Annotated in this window: 16 protein-coding genes; 1 reads left to right on the top strand and 15 read right to left on the bottom strand. The window is 58.9% G+C overall.

Annotated elements, in window-relative coordinates; translation table 11 throughout:
- The 7 genes from phnH to VGC62_RS25855 all read right to left on the bottom strand — a co-directional run.
- On the bottom strand, positions 1-394 hold a 394-nt coding region (gene phnH, locus VGC62_RS25885), incomplete at its 3' end, for a phosphonate C-P lyase system protein PhnH (RefSeq protein ID WP_331189928.1).
- Positions 394-879, bottom strand: a complete 486-nt coding sequence (gene phnG / locus VGC62_RS25880) for a phosphonate C-P lyase system protein PhnG (protein WP_331189927.1) — start codon at positions 877-879, stop codon at positions 394-396. The genes phnG and phnH, both read right to left, overlap by 1 nt.
- A 14-nt stretch (positions 880-893) precedes the next feature.
- Complete coding sequence (gene phnF / locus VGC62_RS25875) at positions 894-1,598, bottom strand: phosphonate metabolism transcriptional regulator PhnF (RefSeq protein WP_331189929.1); 705 nt, start codon at positions 1,596-1,598, stop codon at positions 894-896.
- Positions 1,599-1,640: 42 nt separating this feature from the next.
- Positions 1,641-2,429, bottom strand: a complete 789-nt coding sequence (gene phnE, locus VGC62_RS25870) for a phosphonate ABC transporter, permease protein PhnE (RefSeq protein ID WP_331189926.1) — start codon at positions 2,427-2,429, stop codon at positions 1,641-1,643.
- Between the two features lie 68 nt (positions 2,430-2,497).
- A complete protein-coding gene (phnD, locus tag VGC62_RS25865; protein WP_331189925.1) occupies positions 2,498-3,502 on the bottom strand; it encodes a phosphonate ABC transporter substrate-binding protein in 1,005 nt (334 codons plus the stop codon).
- 142 nt (positions 3,503-3,644) lie between these two features.
- Positions 3,645-4,478, bottom strand: a complete 834-nt coding sequence (phnC, locus tag VGC62_RS25860) for a phosphonate ABC transporter ATP-binding protein (RefSeq protein WP_331189924.1) — start codon at positions 4,476-4,478, stop codon at positions 3,645-3,647.
- A 505-nt stretch (positions 4,479-4,983) separates the two neighbouring features.
- Positions 4,984-5,424, bottom strand: coding sequence for a VOC family protein (locus VGC62_RS25855; protein ID WP_331189923.1), 441 nt, complete (start codon positions 5,422-5,424; stop codon positions 4,984-4,986).
- A gap of 107 nt (positions 5,425-5,531) precedes the next feature.
- On the opposite strand from VGC62_RS25855, the gene VGC62_RS25850 reads away from it, so the two are divergent.
- Positions 5,532-6,389: a LysR family transcriptional regulator gene (locus VGC62_RS25850; protein ID WP_331189922.1), complete on the top strand. Its 858-nt coding sequence runs from the start codon at positions 5,532-5,534 to the stop codon at positions 6,387-6,389.
- 105 nt (positions 6,390-6,494) lie between these two features.
- On the opposite strand, the gene VGC62_RS25845 is transcribed toward VGC62_RS25850, so the two are convergent.
- The 8 genes from VGC62_RS25845 to poxB all read right to left on the bottom strand — a co-directional run bounded on the left by VGC62_RS25845 (position 6,495) and on the right by poxB (position 15,814).
- The gene (locus VGC62_RS25845) at positions 6,495-7,475 is read right to left on the bottom strand and encodes an oligopeptide/dipeptide ABC transporter ATP-binding protein (RefSeq protein WP_331189921.1); all 981 of its coding nucleotides are present in this window, start codon (positions 7,473-7,475) and stop codon (positions 6,495-6,497) included.
- Complete coding sequence (locus VGC62_RS25840; protein ID WP_331189920.1) at positions 7,472-8,509, bottom strand: ABC transporter ATP-binding protein; 1,038 nt, start codon at positions 8,507-8,509, stop codon at positions 7,472-7,474. The genes VGC62_RS25845 and VGC62_RS25840 overlap by 4 nt, the downstream gene beginning before the upstream one ends.
- Positions 8,506-9,393, bottom strand: coding sequence for a D,D-dipeptide ABC transporter permease (gene ddpC / locus VGC62_RS25835; RefSeq protein ID WP_414705850.1), 888 nt, complete (start codon positions 9,391-9,393; stop codon positions 8,506-8,508). Before ddpC ends, VGC62_RS25840 begins: the two co-directional genes overlap by 4 nt.
- A gap of 13 nt (positions 9,394-9,406) precedes the next feature.
- The gene (locus tag VGC62_RS25830) at positions 9,407-10,423 is read right to left on the bottom strand and encodes an ABC transporter permease (protein ID WP_331189918.1); all 1,017 of its coding nucleotides are present in this window, start codon (positions 10,421-10,423) and stop codon (positions 9,407-9,409) included.
- A gap of 108 nt (positions 10,424-10,531) precedes the next feature.
- Complete coding sequence (locus VGC62_RS25825) at positions 10,532-12,100, bottom strand: ABC transporter substrate-binding protein (RefSeq protein WP_331189917.1); 1,569 nt, start codon at positions 12,098-12,100, stop codon at positions 10,532-10,534.
- A gap of 216 nt (positions 12,101-12,316) precedes the next feature.
- Complete coding sequence (gene ddpX / locus VGC62_RS25820) at positions 12,317-12,874, bottom strand: D-alanyl-D-alanine dipeptidase (RefSeq protein ID WP_331189916.1); 558 nt, start codon at positions 12,872-12,874, stop codon at positions 12,317-12,319.
- Positions 12,875-12,953: 79 nt separating this feature from the next.
- Positions 12,954-13,805, bottom strand: coding sequence for a MurR/RpiR family transcriptional regulator (locus VGC62_RS25815; protein ID WP_331189915.1), 852 nt, complete (start codon positions 13,803-13,805; stop codon positions 12,954-12,956).
- Positions 13,806-14,092: 287 nt separating this feature from the next.
- Positions 14,093-15,814, bottom strand: a complete 1,722-nt coding sequence (gene poxB / locus VGC62_RS25810; protein WP_331189914.1) for a ubiquinone-dependent pyruvate dehydrogenase — start codon at positions 15,812-15,814, stop codon at positions 14,093-14,095.
- Between the last annotated feature and the right edge of the window lie 44 nt (positions 15,815-15,858).

The raw sequence follows: 15,858 nt of genomic DNA, 5'->3' as shown, positions 1-15,858 counted from the left end.
GCAACTGGACCAGCAACGTGCAGGACTGATCAGGATAACGATCGTTGCCCAGATCGAAGCCGCTGAGGTCGTGCAACTGGCTGTCATCGAGCAGCGCAAAACGGGCGTTCTGCCGGTCGCTGACAATCGGGCAACCGCAATGGAAAGTCAGGTTGGCGCGGATGGCCTGGGTGTCGAACTTCGGCGCGAGCCACAGCGGCGTGTCGATGTCCAGCAGGGCCAGGCACAAGGCGTGGCTCGCCGCCGCCAGGCCTTCCAGGTGCGGCGGCAATTGCGCGGGCAACAGGTTTTGCGCAACGCCCGGTCCGGCGAGGGCCTTGAGCGCGGCACGGAAACTGCGCTGGGCATCCAGCACGGGGTCGGCGAATGCGGGCTGTAAAAGAGTGGCGGTCATCAGTTTTCTCCTCTGACCAAGGTGAAGAACTCCACTTTGGTCGCTGCTGTTTCAGCTTCTTGCCGGGCCCGGCGCGCGGCTTGTGCCTGCGCCAGGGGTTCGATCAGCTCGCTCATCCAGCGAGCCTGTTGTGCGCCTTGCAGGTGTGCGTCGGCCAACGCGGCCAGTTCGGCGTGGGCCTTATCGCGTCCAGCCAGGTAGCTGTAACCGGTGCGACCGTCTGCCAGACGAACCACGCAGCGGGTGACGCTCATCTCGCCGACGTTGAACGGCGCACCGCTGCCGCCCATGCGTGCGCGGACCAGCGTCATGCCGATCTCCGGCGCGCGGATCAGTTGGTATTCGGCGTCGCGCAGGGCCGGTTCGTGGCGCGCCAGATCCGCACGGCGAGCACGAGAAAGCACACCAATCCAGTGCTGGCGGGCTGCGTCGTATTCGACAGTGCGAGCGGAATCGGGCTTGGGGGGAACGGCTGTAGCAGTCATCAAAGGCATCTCCATCATGTGACGACCTGATATTGGAAGCGGTCGGAGCGACTGGTGGAGTGAGCAATCTCCACCGGCTGGCCGCACGCATCGCGGGAAAGGGTCAGCACCGTGAGCGCCGGAAGGTGGCGCGGCATCAGCAACACGCTGGCTTCTTCACGGTTGGGTAAACGAGCGCCGATCAAACTAAAGGTGCGCGTCAGCGGCAGATCCCGGGCAGCAAGGAACTGGCGCACCGAACCGCCTTTGTAGTCGGCCATTAGCTCACTGCGGCTGGCGCAATAACGATGGCGGATCAAGCTCACCGGCTGACCATCAAGGCGGCGCAGGGTTTGCAGTTCGATCAACGGCGCGTGTTGAGGCAACCCAAGGTGTTCGGCTTCTTCGCGGCTGGCAATGCACTGGCGACGCTGCAACAGCACCGCTTCTACGTCATGCCCCAGCGCTGAAAGCGACTGGCTGTAGGCACTGTCAACAGCCACCGGATACACCAAAGGTCGGCCCAGCACCTGGGTGCCTTTGCCTTGGCGGCGCAACAGACTGCCTTCGCGTACCAGTTCATCGACGGCCCGGCGCACGGTATGTCGATTGACCGAAAATCGCGCCGCCAGTTGGACTTCCGCAGGCAAGTAATCGCCTGCGCTGAAGGTGCTCAACTCGCTGCGCAATGTGTCTGCGAGTTCGCGGTAGACCGGCTCTATTTGTCTAGACAACTGCATGGCTAAAAAAAGGGTTCGCACCCTCTCCTGTTGGTTAAAACGCTAGATGAACTGCTTGCGCAGGCGTTGCGAGATGATGTCGATGACGCTCACCACGACGATGATCACCAGCAACACGGCGCAGGTTTGAACGAACTGGAAGGCGCGGATGTTTTCCCAAAGGATCACCCCGATCCCGCCAGCGCCGACCATCCCCACCACCGTCGCCGAGCGCACGTTGGATTCGAAGCGGTACAGCGCGTAGGAAATCCACAGTGGCAGTACTTGTGGAATCACCCCGTAGATCACTTCTTGCAAAGCACTGGCACCGGTCGCGCGAACCCCTTCGACCGGGCCCGGATCAATCGCCTCGACGGCTTCGGCGAACAACTTGGCGAGCACGCCGGTGGTGCTGATCCACAGCGCCAGGACACCGGCGAAAGGCCCCAGGCCCACCGCGACCACAAACAGCATCGCGAAGACCATTTCATTGATCGAACGGAACGAATCCATGACCCGGCGCAGCGGCTGGTGAATCCACCACGGTGTGATGTTGTCGGCGCAGAGGATGCCCAGCGGCACCGAGCAGACGATGGCCAGCAGCGTGCCCCAGAGGGCGATGTGTACGGTGACGATCATTTCCTTAAGGTACGAACGCCATTCATGGAAGTCCGGCGGGAAGAAGTCAGCCGCGAAGGTCGCCATGTTTCCCGAATCGCGATACAGCGCCAGCGGGTTCATTTCGGCGCCGTGCCAGGCCCAGGCCATCATCGCCGCGAACAGGCCCCAGCCCAGGTATCGGCTCCATGAGCACTTGCCGACGGATTGAGCGTATACAGCGTGAGTGGTCATAAAACGATCCCGTTTGCAGGGTTAAAAACAGCAACGTCTGGAGCGATAGCCTGACTGCCGCTGATCGATCAACCCGCTTTGGCGGTGTCCTGTTTTTCCAGCTCCGAGAGGCGGTCCTGAAGCTTGCTCAGGCCAGCGTCGATTTCTTTGAGGCGGTTGGATTTTTCCTTGGCATCCAGGGTGGTGCTCGCGGCGACTTCGGTCTTTTGCTTGAACAGTTCCAGTTGGCGAATGGTCAGCAACTGGTCGTCAGAGGACTTGAGAAACTTGCCCATCTGCATGTTCTTGAGCACGGCCTTTTCTTTGTCGGTGTCGCCGTAGGTGGCGAAAAATTCACGGATCTTGTTCTTGTCGTCGTCCGACAAGGACTTGCGCCAAACCATCGGATCGGCCGGGATGATCGGCGACTTCCAAATCACTTTGAGCATCGCTGCCTTGTCCGGCTGAGTGACTTGCAGCCGGTCCCAGCTTTCGGTGTTGAAAGTGGCAACGTCCAGTTGGCCTTTGGCGACGCTCAAGGCGTTTACTTCGTGGCTTGAATTCAGGGTGCGTTTAAACGCAGTGGCGGCGTCGACGTTGTTCTTGGCGAACACGTAATAGCCCGGTATCAGGTAACCGGAGGTGGAGTTTGGATCGCCGTTACCGAAGGTCAGCTCTTTAGCGTGCTTGAGCATGTCTTCGACCGAATTGATCGGGCTGTCCTTGCGCGCAATGATCACGCTCCAATAACCCGGCGCGCCGTTAGCAGCAGCAGTCTGGGCGAAGATTTCGCCACCCGAACGGTCCACGGCTTCCATCGCCGCCTTGTTGCCGAGCCAGGCCAGATCAACCTTGTTGAAACGCATGCCCTGGATCAGACCCGCGTAATCGGAGGCGAAGGTGGCGTTGACTTTGAGGCCCGTCTTGCTCGACATGTCGTCGATGAAGGGCTGCCAGATGCTCTTCAGGTTTTGCGAAGACTCGGTGGACATGATGCCGAAGTTGATGACCTTGTCGTCAGCTTGCGCGCTACCCAGCAAGCAGCCGGCGAGCAAAGCGACAGACGCGAACACGCGACCGATACGGTTCAACATTGTGTGCTCCTGAATCAAAGTGTGTGGGTTGCTCTTGTGTGGGGTGTTCTGTAGGAACCAACGTGCTGGCGAGGCGGCCAACGCGGTACGCCGCAGACAACGCCTTGCGAACCACGTTCGCTCCAACAGGAAGTGAGTGGAATCAGGCTTGGGCCAGCACCAGCCGAGGTGGCTTGCCAACGTTGCGGCCTTGATCGGAAAACATCAGGCTGGCGTCGATATCAGCGCCATACAGCTCGTTGAGAAACTGACTGCTGAGCGTGTCGCCCTTGCCGTCGTAGTGAATGCGCCCACCTTTGAGCGCCACGGCACGCGGGCAATAACGCACGGCGTAATCGACTTGATGCAGAGTGACTACCACCGTCTTGCCGTCGCGACGGTTGATGTCGGCGAGAATTTCCATGACGTTGCGGGCTGATTCCGGGTCGAGCGAGGCGATGGGCTCATCGGCCAGAATCACTTCGGCGCGTTGCGTCAACGCCCGGGCAATCGCCACCCGTTGCTGCTGACCGCCCGACAGCGTCGAGGCACGCTGGTGCGCCAGATCGGCCAGGCCGACGCGCGCCAACGACTCCATAGCGCGGGTTTTCTCTTCGCCATTGAACAGACCAAGGTTGCCGCGCCAGCGTGGCATGCGCCCCAGGCACCCGAGCAAAACGTTGTCCATCACGCTGAGGCGGTTGACCAGATTGAACTGTTGAAAGATGTAGCCGATGTCGGCACGCAGGCGACGGACTCTGTTGTTCAAACGTCCCGACGCCTGGACTTCACGACCCAATACCTGAACCTTGCCGCCGTTGTTGCGATCGCAGCAGGCCAGACCCGCGAGGTGGCGCAACAACGTCGATTTACCGGAGCCTGACGCGCCGATCAGCGCGACCATTTCTCCGGGTTGTATAGACAACGCAAGGTCAACCAGAGCGCTCTTGCGGGCAAACGTCTTGTTCAAGCGGTCGACATGGATGGCTGCGTTCATGGGCTTCTCTGTCTTGTGGGTCTGGCGTCCTGCCGCGATGGAATGACGAGCCACTCAACCGATCCATGGTTGGCTGGGGTAGAAGCGACAGTAGAACGAGCATGTGGCAGTCCGATGAACCGACGATGAACGTGGGATAACAATTTGTTGAAGGTTTTTGGAGCGACTTTGCGGGGATCAAGCAGACATTTGCTTGGAAAATGGCGGGATTACTGCGGTGTAAGCTAGACAAGTTGCGCAGCGCTTGCCAAATCGCATCGCAGCGTTCGGCAGCTCAGTGCGTTCTGGCCCTGCCCTCCATAAAGTATTGGCGATATCAGACTGAACTGATCACCCGCCACGTTGAAGACATACACCAGCCGCAGCGGTGAAGCATTCACCTGAGCGTCGATGCTTTCGATGGCCAGATTCACCACTGCGCTGTACCCAGCCCTGCGGATGGCGTCGGAGTTGCCGCATAAGCCCGGATGGGCGACCGGGCCTCAGTCTAAAATTGCGTCCGTCTTTACTTGGCGAACAACTGCCCCATGTCTTTGAACGCCTTGAACTCCAGCGCATTGCCACACGGATCGAACAGGAACATGGTCGCCTGCTCACCCACCTGGCCTTTGAAGCGCACGTACGGTTCGATCACGAACTTGACCCCTTGCGCGCGCAGCCGATCGGCCAACGCTTCCCATACCTCCCACCCCAGCACCACGCCGAAATGCGGCACGGGAACGTCGTGACCGTCTACCGCGTTAGTCCCTGCGTGAGCCTGGGAGTCGGTTTTCGGGTGTTCGTGGATCACCAGTTGATGACCGAAAAAGTCGAAATCCACCCAATGTTCGCTGGAGCGACCTTCCGGCAGGTTGAACACGGTGGCGTAGAAATGCCGGGCAGCGGCCAGGTCGTAGACCGGAATCGCAAGGTGAAACGGCGAAAGCGTAGGGGTTGGTGTCGTCACGGTGATGTCTCTTTTTAGTGAATGGACGTATCTTTACCCATTGATTCATTAATTGAAAACTCATAATTTTCGTGTCGAGCACGAATTATTTTGATCGATTGGACCCCATGATCCGCGAACTGAAGACCCTGCTGACCGTTGCCCGCCTTGGCACCTTTGTCGCTGCCGGCAACCATATCGGCCTGACCCAATCGGCGGTCAGTGCGCAGATCCGCACACTGGAGAAAGCCCTTGGCACGCGCCTGTTCGACCGCAGTGGCCGCAGCGCCACGCTCAATGCAGCCGGTCAGCGGGCATTGCCGATGGCACAGGAGATCATCGATATTTTCGAGCGCATGGCCGCGCCATCACAGAACGACGGTTATTTTGGAGAACTGGTCATCGGCGCTATCGCCACGGTGCAGACCGGGCTGTTACCGGATGCGCTGGTGCGGCTCAATCATGCAGCCCCCGCCATCGAAGCCAAGGTCGTACCGGGGGTGTCACAGAACCTGCTGAACAGCGTCGATGCGGGTGAGATCGATCTGGCGATATTAATTCGCCCGCCGTTCGCATTGCCCAAGGACCTGCACCTGGAGGTTCTCAAGCGCGAACCCTTTGTGCTGATCGCACCCACGAATGTGTCCGGCGACGATCCCCTGCAACTGCTTCGAGACAACCGCTTTGTGCGCTATGACCGGCATTCATTCGGCGGGCGCCAGGTGAGTCAGTTTTTGCGTAAGCACAAGATCGAGGTCAAGCCGGGGCTGGAACTCGACGAGGTTGAAGCCCTGGTGCGCATGGTGGAAGCCGGGCTCGGCGTGTCGTTGGTACCGCAAGCGGGATTGTGGCTGATGCGCGAAGCGAACATCCGTGTGCTTGAATTGGCTGAGCTGACGTTTTATCGCGAGTTGGTGCTGATCATGCGCCACACCCATCGGCAGTTGCCGTTGCATCGGTTGTTTCGCGAATGCCTCGACCTGTAGGAGCCAACTTGTTGGCGAGAGACGCTACGCCGTGTGTCAGGCATGACGCCTCGCAAACACGTTCACGCCTACAGAGAAACCGGGGTTTCCCAGTCCAACTCGATGCTAAACCGACGCCAAATGACATCGCACCCACTCCTCGGCGCCCTTCCCCGGCAACAGCGCCTGTGGTTTGTCGCAGCCTATGGTTGCCTTTGGGCAGCGATCCCGGAAGAAACACCCGGTCGGCAGATTACGATTGCCCGGCAGTTCAGTGGGTGCAGCGATCTGTGCGTTGTCCACTGGCACACCCAAACGGGGTACCGCCTCCAGCAACAACTGCGTGTACGGATGACGCGGTTTTTCCAGCACCTGCGCCGCGCGGCCCAATTCGACGATCTGCCCCAAATACATCACCGCCACTCGATCCGCCATGTGCCGCACCACAGAAACGTTGTGCGAGATCAGAATGTAGGTCAGGTCCCGGCTGCGTTGCAGTTCGGCCAGCAAGTTGAGAATCTGCGCCTGTACCGAGATGTCCAGCGCTGAGGTCGGTTCGTCGAGGACGATGATGTCCGGATTCGACGACAACGCCCGTGCAATCGCGATGCGCTGTCGTTGCCCACCGGAAAACTGATGCGCGAAACGGTCCAGGTACTCGGTGCGAATGCCCACCTGAGAGGCCACCCTGGCGGCAATATCGCGCATGTCCCGACGCGGCGCGGCACGTTGCACGAACAACGGCTCGGTGATGATCTTCCAGATCGGCAAGCGCGGATCGAGTGACGACTGCGGGTCCTGAAACACAATCTGTACATTGCTGTTGCGTTCACGAGCGTCGTTGTAGATCCAGCTCAACTTGCCCGACGTGGGTTTGATCAGCCCCATCAGCAACTGTGCCAGCGTGCTCTTGCCACAGCCGGACTCGCCCACCACACCCAAGGTCTCGCCAGCACGCACATGCAGGTCAATGCCGTTCAGCGCATGGGCAAGCGCTTTTGGTCGTCCCAGCCAGTCATTGCCCACCGGGAAATGCACGCGTACATCCTCAAGACCGAGAATGTCAGGGCGCGCGTCAGCTTGAGATTTCAATGCAGGACTGGTCATGCCAGCGACTCCTGTCCAAGGGGTTCGCACGTGGAGACCCAACAGGCGCTTTTACGATCCCCAAACGCATCAAGCGCAATCAACGGCGGACGCTCAAGGCACTTGGGCAGCGCATAAGCACAACGATCACGGAAGGTACAGCCGTCCGGCAACGCCGACAAATTGGGCACCTGTCCTGGGATGGTCATCAAATCGGTACCGGGTTCGACTTGTTCCGGCAGCCCGCTGAGCAGGCCTTTGGTGTAGGGATGACGCGGATCAGCCATCACTTCAGCGGTCATGCCCTGCTCTACCACAGCCCCGGTATACATCACGTAAACGCGGTCGCAAAACTGTGAGACCAACGCCATGTCGTGGGTAATCAACAAGATTGCAGTACCTCGCTCGCGCGCCTTTTCCCGCAGCAGTAACAGCACCTGGCGCTGTACCGTCACATCCAGCGCAGTGGTCGGTTCGTCAGCGATCAACAACTGCGGATCGCAAGAGAACGCCAAGGCGATCATCACCCGCTGACGCATGCCGCCAGACAGTTCGAACGGATAGCTTTCCATGACCTGCTCGGGATCGGCGATGTGCATGTCGCGCAGCAAGGCAATGGCCTTGGCGTGTGCCTGGGCCTTGCTCAAGTGCTGGTGATGAATGATCACGTCGAGCATCTGTCGACCGATACGCCGAGTCGGATTGAGCGCAGTCATTGGCTCCTGAAAGATCATTGCCACGTCGCGACCACGTACTTTCAGCAGGTCCTTTTCCCTGGCCGCCAACATGTCACGACCAAGGATGCTCAAGCTGCCGCTTTTTACTAGATATGAACGCTCTGGCAACAGCCTCAGGCTGAGCATCGCCGTTACCGACTTGCCCGATCCCGACTCGCCAATGACGCCGACAATCTCGCCGGGATTGACGTGCAGTGACACCCCGTTCAGCGCTTTCACCGTGCTCTTGTAAGCCGGGAACTCGATGCACAAGTCATCGATGATCGGAACTGGAACCTGTACGACGCGATTGCTCATGGATTGACTCTGCATGGTCATTTCCCCTGTTGCCGTGGGTCGAGCAGATCGCGCACGCCATCGCCCAGCAGATTGAAACCGGTGGCCGTGATCAGTATCGCCAGGCCCGGAAAGGTGGAGTACCACCATTGATCGAGGATGTAATTACGGCCCGTGGCAACCATCGCGCCCCACTCTGCCGTGGGCTGTTGCGCGCCAAGGCCAATGAAGCCCAGCGCCGAGGCCATGAGAATCGCGCTGCCGATGTCCAGGCTCAGTTGCACCAGCAATGGCGGCATGGCGTTGCGCGCCACGTGCCAGAGGACCATATGCCAGCGTCCGGCGCCGAAGGTCTCGGCGGCTTTGACGTAACCCATCTGCCGAATACTGAGGGCCTGGCCGCGAGCCAGACGCACATAAAACGGAATCCGCACCAGCGTGATTGCCAGCATCGCATTAAAGAGGCTCGGGCCTAGCGCCGCCGCCAGGGCCATGATCAGCACCAGCGAGGGCACCGAAAGCATGATGTCCATCAGACGCATGATCAGGCCGTCGAAACGACCGCCGATAATTCCGGACATGCAGCCCAACAGTCCGCCGACAAAACACGAAGCGAAAGCCACGAATAGCCCCACGCCCACCGATTGTTGGCTGCCGTACAACACACGACTGAACAAGTCGCGGCCGACTTCATCGGTGCCAAACCAATGAGCCGCTGAAGGCGCGGCCAAACGATTGACCAAATCCAGCGCGTTAGGGTTATGCGTCGCCAGCCATGGCGCGAAGATCATGCACAACAGCACCAGCAGGGTAATCAGCAAACCGGCCATGGTCAGCGGGCTGCGGCGCACTTGGTAGGCCAGGTAGGCGAGCCTGTCCTGCCAGCTCGAGGCTTTTGCCAGCGGCGCGACCACGAGGGTGGTCATTGGAGTGGTCATGTCAGTTGACCTCGCGAATGCGGGGATCGATCAAGCGATACAGCAGATCGATGGCCATGTTGAGCAACACATAAATGAATGACACCAGAATCGCAAACCCCATCACCGCCGGGAAATCCAAAGACTGGATCGACTTGACCACATAGGCGCCCATGCCTGGCCAGGCGAACACGGTCTCAGTCAATACCGCGCCATACAGCAGATCGCCGAGGGTCAGGCCGAGCACAGTGACCGAAGGAATCAACGCGTTGGGCAGTGCATGACGCAGGATCACCGCCCATTTCGACAAGCCATAGGCACGTGCGGTGCGAATGTAGTCCTCGCCCAACTGATCGAGCATCGCCGAGCGGATCTGCCGCGCCACCACACCGAGGTTGACGAAACCCAACGTGATCGCCGGCAGAATCAAATGCTGCACGGCATTGGAAAACAGTGCGATATCGCCCATCAGCAACGCGTCGATCAGGTAAAAACCAGTGACTGTGCTCGGCGGCTCCAACCCTTCATCCAGCCGACCGCTGCCAGGCAGCCAATTGAGATGGCCGTAAAACAACACGATCAGGCCTAATCCGAGCCAAAACGCCGGAGTGGAAATCCCGGTTATCGCCAGCGTCCGGGCAACCTGGTCGATAAAGCGATTGTGGTACACCGCCGAGAGCACACCCAGCGGCACACCAACCAGAATCGACAGGGTCAACGCGGCCAGCGCCAGTTCCAGGGTCGCCGGGAAGTAGGCCTGCAAATCCTCCAGTACCGGGCGGCTGGTACGAATCGAGGTACCAAGGTCGCCGTGAAACAGATCGAGCATGTAACGGCCGTATTGTTGATATAGCGGCAAATCCAGCCCCAGTTGGTGGCGAATATGCTGGACGATCTCGTCAGTAGCGCGGTCGCCGGCGATCAAGCGCGCAGGATCACCCGGTATCAGGTGAGAGATCGAAAAGGTAATCAGTGAAACGCCAAACACCACCAGCAACAGGCCGGACAGGCGTTTACGCAAAGTACTCAGGAAGGCCATCAGGCACCTCGGTCACGCAGTGAAACGGCAGTCACAAACCTGCCCACGGGCACAGCGTTGCAACGACCCCCGCTTGCGCCGCAGGATCGTTGACGCTTGAACAGCGAACTACTTGGTGATCGTGTCGACGTTGAACACCTGTTCGAGCATCGGATTGAACACGTAGCCCTTGACCCTGTCGCTCATGGGCAAGGTATAGGCCTTCTGATACAGGTACGCGTAGGCGCTTTCGTTAATCACGATTTTCTGCGCTTTCTGGTACAGCTCGGTGCGCTGCGCAATGTCGTTGTTGGCGGCAGCGTCGCGCACCAGTTTGTCGACTTGCGGGTTGTTGTAGAACGAGCGGTTACCCGGCAGCCCCTGCAGCTTGGAGTCGAACCAGAAGTTCATGAACATGTACGGGTCGGCAAAGTCCGGGCTCCAGGAACCGATGGCCACATCGAAGTCCCCCGTGCCCAGACGTTCACGCATGGTGGCGTTGGCCAGTTTTTCCATCTTCAGGTTGACGCCTACTGCTTGCAGATTGGCTTGCAGGGTCAGGCCGATGGGCTCCCAGTTAGGGTCTTTATCGGAGTACATGAAGTTCAGGTTGGCGACCTTCGGCGAGACTTTCGCCAAGTCCGCCCTGGCCTGGGCTTCGTCCTGCTTTGGCACCGGCAGCTTCTCGTCATAGGCCCACATGCCCTGCGGGATCGGCCCGTTCATGGGCTTGGCCTTGCCTTTGAGAATGCCGTTGATGATGCCGTCGTAATCCAGGGCCTCGACGATGGCACGCCGCGCGTTTGGGTCGCTCATCGGGGCTTTTTTGTTGTTCAGGTACAACAGCGTCACGCGCAGCGACGGATAATCGCCAACCACGATGCCGGGCTTCTTGCCCAACGCTTCAAGTTGGTCTTCGGGCATGTCTTCAATGATGTCGAGATCACCGTGTTCCAGTTGCAGACGACGCACCGAGGCCTCGCCGATAATCTTGATCACGACTTTTTTCAGCGTCGGTTTGGTGCCTGCATAGTGGGTGTTCTGTTCCATGGTCAGGGTCTGGCCTTTCTGCCAACTGACCAGCTTGAACGCACCTGAACCTGCGGTGTGGGTCGACAGGTAAGCGTCGGCGCCTTCGGGTTTCTTCTCGACATCCGGATTAACGATGGCTGCCCCGTTGTGGGCCAGGGTCGAGAGAAACGGCGCGTACGGGGTCTTCAGGGTAAAGCGCACGGTCATTGGATCGACCACCGACACCGCCATGTCGTCCGGGAACGCGCCGGACGGCCCTTGCTTGAGCTTCATTATGCGATCAAAGGAGAACTTCACTGCATCGGCATTCACCTCGGCGCTGTCATCGAATTTGTTGCCCGGCTTGAGCTTGAACTCCCAGACCAGGCTGTCCGCCGAGGTGGTCCAACTGCTGGCCAACTCGCCCATGACTTCGGTGCTGCCCTTGCCGTTCTCAGTTTTGTACGTCACCAGTCGCTGGTACGACGGATAAGTCACGGCCCAGTCGTTGTTGTCGATGGTCACAGCTGGGTCGAGGGTTTGCGGATCGGACGGTTTACCGATCATCAAGGTGTCTTGCGGCACGGCTGCATTGGCCGACTGCCAGGCACCCAGGCCCAGGGCGGTGCACAGAACGGCCATCACCAACTTGTGCGGGATCATGTGCGGGGTAACGATTGATTTCATGCCGGTTCCTTGATCGTTCGATGTGGAAGTTCGTCAGGTTTGTTGTTGGAGCTATACCGGGCAGTCAAAGGTCGAACGCGCTTTTTGCGTTCGAAATGACGTTCGCGCTGAGTGTGTTCTCGTCGCCAATCGCCAGATTCACGCCGGGATTCATGTGCGTCCCGGTCAGGTGTCACGGTTGTTTCTTTTGTTGCCTGTTTTTTCTAACGCCGCTGTTCAGTGCGCTTGCTTGAACGAGGTGTCGTCGATCAGCGGGTAGTCGTCCGCATCGGGCAGTTCGTAATGCCACCACTCGCTGTCGATGTAGCTGAACCCGGCACCGAGCATGATTCCCAGCAGAAGCAGACGGTTGCGCTGCACCTGCGGCGGCAGGTCGGCGTAGAACTGATGAGACTGCTCGCGCATGTCGTCAAAACCGGTGCCCATGTCCAGCGCCTGGCCATCGGTATCGATCAGCGTCAGGTCCACCGCTACGCCACGGCTATGATGCGACCCCAGGCTTGGGTCGCGCACGTACTCAGGGTTTGGCAGTGCAGCCCATAACAGGTATTGCGCATAGGGTGGTCGGTAGGCATCAAAAATCTTCAGCCTGAGCCCTGCCTGATGCGCGAGGCGGCTCGCGTTACGCAAGCAGGCTTCAGCATCGCGGTGCAGCAGGCAGCGAGGGTCCTGATAAATCTGTTTACCCGCCAGGTTGTCGACCCCGGCGTAGATCAGATCGATCTCAAGGTTGAGCACCTGAGCGTCGACTTCCACAAGTGGGCTGTTATTCACGCAAAACACTCCAAATCGGCTAACGGCTTGTTCATGACGCTGCAGATCCAATAACTCGGTGATTAAAAAAGCACTGTGGCTATTCGAACTGCCCGAAAAGTTCTTGTAGCTGGCGATTCCTCGCCAGACGTTGGTCCAGGCGATCACCGTATTTTTCCGCCACGGCAGAGACCATCAGGTTGAACAGGCACGTCAACGGTGCCAACGAATCCCAGAACTGCCCGACGTCGGACCTCAGTTGCAGCAGGTCCATCGGATAATCCCGGGCCCATGGGCAGTGGAAGTCGGTGATGAACGCCAGCGGCAAACCCTGTTCACTGGCGACCTCACAGAAGGTACGAGTGATGCTGGAGTAAGTACGGAAGTCGGCAATCAGCGCGTAAGGGTTTTCGAACTGCGAATTCAACGATTCGGCGTAAGTCCCGGACAACCCGTCGACGTAATAGACCTTGGGTCGGATGTATTCCAAGTGGCTGAAAAACGCGTTGAGTATCCCGCGGGTGGTCTGTAAGCCCACGATGAACACGGCGTCGGCGCTGTGCAGCTGTTCGACGATCCTTGAAAAAACCTCCCCCCGAGCCAGGGCATAGACGCGCTGGATCGCTTCTATCTCGCGGTTCATCGAGCGATCCAGCGCGTCGCCATGAGTGCTCTCCTCGCGAAACGCGCCGAGACGATCAGTAATTACCCATGGGTTGCCGGAGTCGCCGCGCAGGCTCTGTTTGACGTCATCAAGGTTGCGATACCCCAACGACCGCAGAAAACGCCCGACCGAGATACCCGTGGTATCGGTCTGCTGCGCAATGCTGTCGGCCGTCTCGAACGGTAGCTTTTGCGGGTTCGCCAGCAGGTAACCGGCGATACGCTTGCCCGTGGGTGTCAGGCTGGCGAAGCGCTGTTCCAGCGTGTCGAGAAAACTGCTTTTCTGCATGAAAAACCTGTGCAAAACGAAGCCGAAGGAGCGATCTAAAAATGTTACTTTCAGGTCATTATGTTTCAATATGTTATCAACATAACATCGGTTTTCCTGATGGCACAACGCTTTTCTTCAAATGATTTTGGAGGGGATTTTTATTGATTCAGGGTGGTGCGCAATGGAGAGAAACGCCCCATTTATGGGCGCTTTTTGGGGCGAATGCGATTGCAGGGACTGATATATTTTTCGCGCTTTTTGAAAATAAATCAGTCCCGTAGCTGACACTGTTCTCTGGCTGATATTTAACGCAAATTGGTTTTCGCCAACTCCAGCACCTGGTCCGCCTTGCCGTTCATCACGGCCTTGAGCATAAACAGGCTAAAGCCCTTGGCCTGCGCCAGCTTGATCTTCGGCGGGATGCCCAACTCCTGTTTCGCGGTGACGACGTCCACCAGCACCGGCCCCGGATGCTCGAAGGCTTTTTTCAGCGCTTGCGCCAGCTCGGCCGAATCTTCTACGCGAATCCCCAGAATCCCGGCACCGATGGCGATGTTGGCAAAGCTGGTGCTGTCGAAGTCGGTGTCATGGGGCACGTACCCGCTGGCCTGCATTTCCATCGCAACAAACCCCAGCGAGCTGTTGTTGAATACCACTACTTTGATCGGCAGGTGCAGTTGACGAATGCTCAGCAGATCGCCCAACAACATCGACAAACCACCGTCGCCGCACAACGCCACAACCTGGCGCTGTGGCTGCGCGGCCTTGGCGCCAAGGGCCTGCGGCATGGCGTTGGCCATCGAGCCGTGGTTGAACGAGCCGATCAGCGAGCGCTGGCCGTTCATGGTCAGGTAACGCGCAGCCCATAAGGTCGGCGTGCCAACGTCCACCGTGAAAATCGCGTCGGCGTCAGCGTATGCGTCCACCAGACGGGTCAGGTATTGCGGGTGAATCGGCTGACCGGGCGCTGAAGGCGTCGCCAGATCATCCAGTTCTTCACGGGCCTTGGCGTAATGATCCAGCGCCTTGTCGAGGAAACGTCGGTCGCTGTGTGCCTGGAGTCTTGGCAACAAGGCATCAACGGTTTCCTTGATGCCACCGGCCACCCCGATGGTCAACGCAACGCGGCGCCCAAGGGCTGTGGGGTCGATGTCGATTTGAATGACTTTGGCTTTGTCCGGGTAGAAGTTGCGATACGGAAAGCTGCTGCCAAGGATCAATAACGTGTCGCAGGCCATCAGCGCGTGGTAACCGGAGCTGAAGCCGATCAAGCCGGTCATGCCCACATCGAACGGATTGGCGTACTCGATGTACTGCTTACCGCGCAAGGCGTGTACCACGGGGGCATTGAGCTTCTCGGCCAATGCCACCACTTGATCGTGAGCACCTGCGCAACCGGCACCGGCGAGAATCGTCACGGCTTTGGAGGTGTCCAGCAGGTCGACGATACGCTGCAAGTCGGTTTCGGTCGGCGTGACTCGCGCAGGTTGGTGATCGACCCACGCAGCCTTGACATTGGGCAGCTCGCTCAATGCCACATCGCCCGGGACCACGACCACCGCCACGCCCCGCTGGCTGATGGCGGCACGCATCGCCCGCTCCAGCACACGAGGAAATTGCTCGGCGCTGCTGACAGCTTCTACAAAAAAGCTGCATTCCTTGAACAGTTCGGTGGGATGGGTCTCCTGAAAATAATTCAGGCCGATCTCCGAAGATGGAATTTGCGCGGCAATCGCCAGCACCGGCACGCGACTGCGATGACAGTCATATAAACCGTTGATCAAATGCAGATTACCCGGCCCGCAACTGCCAGCACACACCGCCAACTTGCCGGTAGTCGCCGCTTCGGCACCGGCGGCGAACGCTGCGACCTCCTCGTGTCGGGTGTGCATCCATTTGATCTTGCCCAGGCGTTCGAGGCTGTCGGTCAGGCCGTTGAGGCTGTCGCCACTGACGCCCCAGATTTTGGAGACGCCTGCGGCCAGGAGCGTGTGCGCAAGGTAGTCGGCAACGGTTTTGCTGGACATGGGGTTGGGTTCCTTGTCGATGCGGGTTAGCGCTCAGACCTGGC

The sequence above is a fragment of the Pseudomonas sp. genome (assembly GCF_036404235.1).
In the GTDB taxonomy this organism is placed as follows: domain Bacteria; phylum Pseudomonadota; class Gammaproteobacteria; order Pseudomonadales; family Pseudomonadaceae; genus Aquipseudomonas.
This window is presented reverse-complemented; position numbering and strand designations above follow the sequence as displayed.

What these genes read in the sequence shown, in the direction of transcription:
- phnG (WP_331189927.1), bottom strand. Translation starts at nt 879, where the DNA reads ATGACTGCTACAGCCGTTCCCCCCAAGCCCGATTCCGCTCGCACTGTC.
- phnF (WP_331189929.1), bottom strand. Translation starts at nt 1,598, where the DNA reads ATGCAGTTGTCTAGACAAATAGAGCCGGTCTACCGCGAACTCGCAGAC.
- phnE (WP_331189926.1), bottom strand. Translation starts at nt 2,429, where the DNA reads ATGACCACTCACGCTGTATACGCTCAATCCGTCGGCAAGTGCTCATGG.
- phnD (WP_331189925.1), bottom strand. Translation starts at nt 3,502, where the DNA reads ATGTTGAACCGTATCGGTCGCGTGTTCGCGTCTGTCGCTTTGCTCGCC.
- phnC (WP_331189924.1), bottom strand. Translation starts at nt 4,478, where the DNA reads ATGAACGCAGCCATCCATGTCGACCGCTTGAACAAGACGTTTGCCCGC.
- VGC62_RS25850 (WP_331189922.1), top strand. Translation starts at nt 5,532, where the DNA reads ATGATCCGCGAACTGAAGACCCTGCTGACCGTTGCCCGCCTTGGCACC.
- VGC62_RS25845 (WP_331189921.1), bottom strand. Translation starts at nt 7,475, where the DNA reads ATGACCAGTCCTGCATTGAAATCTCAAGCTGACGCGCGCCCTGACATT.
- VGC62_RS25840 (WP_331189920.1), bottom strand. Translation starts at nt 8,509, where the DNA reads ATGACCATGCAGAGTCAATCCATGAGCAATCGCGTCGTACAGGTTCCA.
- ddpC (WP_414705850.1), bottom strand. Translation starts at nt 9,393, where the DNA reads ATGACCACCCTCGTGGTCGCGCCGCTGGCAAAAGCCTCGAGCTGGCAG.
- VGC62_RS25830 (WP_331189918.1), bottom strand. Translation starts at nt 10,423, where the DNA reads ATGGCCTTCCTGAGTACTTTGCGTAAACGCCTGTCCGGCCTGTTGCTG.
- VGC62_RS25825 (WP_331189917.1), bottom strand. Translation starts at nt 12,100, where the DNA reads ATGAAATCAATCGTTACCCCGCACATGATCCCGCACAAGTTGGTGATG.
- VGC62_RS25815 (WP_331189915.1), bottom strand. Translation starts at nt 13,805, where the DNA reads ATGCAGAAAAGCAGTTTTCTCGACACGCTGGAACAGCGCTTCGCCAGC.
- poxB (WP_331189914.1), bottom strand. Translation starts at nt 15,814, where the DNA reads ATGTCCAGCAAAACCGTTGCCGACTACCTTGCGCACACGCTCCTGGCC.